The 888-nt window shown below is 52.5% G+C and carries 1 pseudogene; it reads right to left on the minus strand.

Annotation, left to right across the window (positions count from 1 at the left end):
- Positions 1-97: 97 nt before the first annotated feature.
- A pseudogene (locus ACOTWU_RS25265) lies at positions 98-888 on the minus strand (phage tail protein); the annotation flags it as partial.

Genomic DNA, 888 nt, shown 5'->3' on the forward strand with positions numbered 1-888 from the left:
GTTCCATCGATGTTGACACCAATTGCGGCCCCCCTGTTGCTACCCGTACCTCCCAGTGACACAGGCACGTAACCATTGCTGTCTACCAAACCGACCTTTATTCACCCGCATCAGCAGTCATGGCCAGCTCTGCTGCTCTGATTTTTTGGTTGTATAAAGAATCGGCAGGCATTTCGACGCGCACGGACACGAACTGGTCGCTAGGAATGTCGACAGGATCACCGTCACCCACGCCTTCCAGTTCGTTTCTGGCGAATGCAGGCGCATCAGGGTGAGTACGATGATAGGTTTTTACCAGTACCGAACCATCGGCGTTAACCTCATAATCCAGCCAGATAAGCGGTTGCTTGTTGCGATCGGTAGGGATGTCAAAACCTCCATCGATGCCGCCCCATGCTGCGTCTGAGTTCAGCCCCTGACACCCTTCCACCAGATATTGGCCTGTGACCAGACGGGTTACAGTGCAGCCCTCCGATTCGTCATTCGTCCGGTATGAACCATCGGAAAATATTGCCACCACTGGCGATGCAGCTTTCAATGTACCGTCGCTGGCGCGGGTCGTGTTGTATTCGCTATAAAGCTTAACCCAACCCCTCCAGCCATTTGCATCCTTCACGTTGAATGCAAGGGTAGTGTTATCAGCCTGAAGAGCTTGCATTGCGGAGGTGGCATATCTACACATGACGAGAACAGGCGCGTACGGGTTAAAGAAATTAACTCCCGTAGCGCCACCGCCAGCGTAAATGCCACCTTTTTCAATGGTCTTAAAATCAGTAGTCAGGGGCAACCAATCCGCGCCTATCCCAAACTGCCCTACAGTTAGCACACCATCAGCAGGGTAAGTCTCGTTGGACCGCGCATTAAGTATGGCTGATGTTCCTAAACCGA

The organism is Enterobacter cloacae complex sp. GYL001, from assembly GCF_049237125.1.
Lineage (GTDB): Bacteria > Pseudomonadota > Gammaproteobacteria > Enterobacterales > Enterobacteriaceae > Enterobacter > Enterobacter hormaechei_C.